The following is a 2,080-nucleotide window of genomic DNA, read 5'->3' as shown; positions in this document are numbered from 1 at the left end:
CCCCCTGACCAGCTCCGCACCCCTGACCGTCCCCACCGCGCACAAGCCGCCGCACACAACCAGCCACGCCCGACCAATTGACGACCCGTCAGAAACCCTCGTACGGTCCCCTCATGCCCGTCACGGCGTACGACCTCACCGGACGCACCGCATTCGTCACCGGCGCGGCAAGCGGTATCGGCCGCGCCAGCGCCGTGCTGCTCGCGGAGGCGGGTGCGACCGTCCACTGCGCCGACCGTGACACCGAGGGCCTGGACGAGACAGCGGCCCTCATCAAGGACACGGGCGGCACCGCACACTCGCACCCCCTCGACGTCACCGACCGCGCCCAGCTCAAAGAGGCGGTCGCGACCTGTGAGCGACTGGACGTCATGGCCGCGGTCGCCGGGATCATGCACAGCAGTCCGGTCCTGGAGACCCGCGACGAGGACCTCGATCGCGTACTCGGCGTCAACTTCAAGGGTGTTCTGTACGCCTGCCAGGAGGCGGCCCTCGCGATGATCGCGTCAGGCACGCGGGGCAGCATCGTCACGATGGCGTCCGGAGCCGTCGACACCGGCGGGCCGGGCCTGCTCTGCTACGGAGCGGCGAAGGCGGCCGTCGTCCAGCTGACGAAGACCCTGGCGACGGAGATGGGTCCGCACGGCATCCGTGTCAACGCGGTGGCGCCGGGCTGGATCCGTACGCCCATGACCGACCGCCACGACGGCGAGGCCCAGGCGCGAACAGAGGGGTTCATGGCCCGGATGTCACCCCTGGGACGGGTCGGCGAGCCGGAGGACATCGCCCACGCGGTCCTGCACCTCGCCTCCGACGCCTCGTCGTTCACAACGGGCCAGATCCTCCGCCCCAACGGAGGCGTGGCAATGCCCTGGTAGCGAGGCACCGACGCACGCACACCTCCCACCCACCGACGTACGCCCCCAGAACCCTTCCCGGAAGCCTCCAAGAAGCCCTACCCGAAGCAGGCGTCCGAAGCAGGTCTCCGAAGCCCTTCGGAACGCGCCTCGGCCTCAGGAAGATCCCCCACGCCCCACAAGCGGCCCCCGCCACCTGCGCCAAGCCTCCGAAACGCGCCGCGCCCACTGATCCGACCCGGCCGCACCCACGGCACGCCCCTTCGGCACACAGTGCACCGGAAGCAGGCTCAACCCCCACCCGCCGGCCGCGACCGCCCCTTCCAGCACGCCGGCGTCCGGCGCGAACGCCAGCCGCGCCACGGCCCACCACCACAGCCCGCCAACGCCGAGAGCCAGCCCCCACCTGCCTATTCGCCCCATCCGCCCCGCCATGGCACCACCTCCAGCCGGACGCCCGACGCTAGACCGCCGAGTTCACTCATCGACAGGGCGCATCGACACGAACGGGGCGCCCGGCGCACACCACCGGCGCTCGCCCCACCACCGCACACCCGAAACCGAAGCCGAGGCCAACCCCAAAACCAGAGCCACGGCCACAGCCCAGACAACCCGGCAGAGCCAACCTCACCCGTTCTCCGCCTGGAACATCCAGTGATGCTTCTCAAGGTCCGCGGTGATCCCGATGAAGATGTCCTGGCTCACCGGATCCGCCTCCCCCGTGGCCCCGACCCGCTCCCGCATCCGCTCGATGACGGCCGCGAGCGCGTCCACGAGCGCCCCCACCGCGTCGGTGTCCTTCACCCACCCGTCCGGCGTGGCCCCGATACCGCTGGTGGTCGCAACGGTCGCGGCGCGTCCGTCCGGCGAGACCCCGAGCGTGGAGGCACGCTCGGCCACGGTGTCGGAGTGCAGCCGGGCGGTGTCCACGACCTCGTCGAGCTGGAGATGGACGGACCGGAAGCGCGGTCCGACCACGTTCCAGTGAATCTGCTTCGCCACGAGCGACAGATCCACCAGATCGACCAGCGCACCCTGCAGCGCCTCGGACACGGTCTTCAGATCGGCATCGGTCAACGGGCTCTTCACGACGTACATGGACATCCTCCGGTCAGCAACGACCCCCGGCTTCCGCCCCCGCTCCTCAACCATGGCCGCCCCGACCACTACCGGCAAACGCTGACAAACTCCGCCGCATCATCGACCCGCACCCGCCCCTGACC

2 protein-coding genes are annotated in these 2,080 nt (G+C 70.5%); one reads left to right on the top strand and one right to left on the bottom strand.

Annotation, left to right across the window (positions count from 1 at the left end; genetic code table 11):
• Positions 1-113: 113 nt before the first annotated feature.
• On the top strand, positions 114-878 hold the full coding sequence (locus AOK17_RS47390) for an SDR family NAD(P)-dependent oxidoreductase (protein ID WP_055618805.1): 765 nt from the start codon (positions 114-116) through the stop codon (positions 876-878).
• A gap of 606 nt (positions 879-1,484) precedes the next feature.
• On the opposite strand, the gene AOK17_RS47385 is transcribed toward AOK17_RS47390, so the two are convergent.
• Positions 1,485-1,955, bottom strand: a complete 471-nt coding sequence (locus tag AOK17_RS47385; RefSeq protein ID WP_055618804.1) for a Dps family protein — start codon at positions 1,953-1,955, stop codon at positions 1,485-1,487.
• Positions 1,956-2,080 lie beyond the last annotated feature (125 nt).

The organism is Streptomyces phaeochromogenes, from assembly GCF_001418655.1.
GTDB lineage: Bacteria > Actinomycetota > Actinomycetes > Streptomycetales > Streptomycetaceae > Streptomyces > Streptomyces phaeochromogenes.
The sequence above is the reverse complement of the archived record's forward strand: the minus strand, read 5'-3'. Positions and strand labels throughout refer to the sequence as shown.

Bases quoted from the DNA above. Each gene is read 5' to 3' on its own strand.
- AOK17_RS47390 (WP_055618805.1), top strand. From the start codon at position 114: ATGCCCGTCACGGCGTACGACCTCACCGGACGCACCGCATTCGTCACC.
- AOK17_RS47385 (WP_055618804.1), bottom strand. From the start codon at position 1,955: ATGTACGTCGTGAAGAGCCCGTTGACCGATGCCGATCTGAAGACCGTG.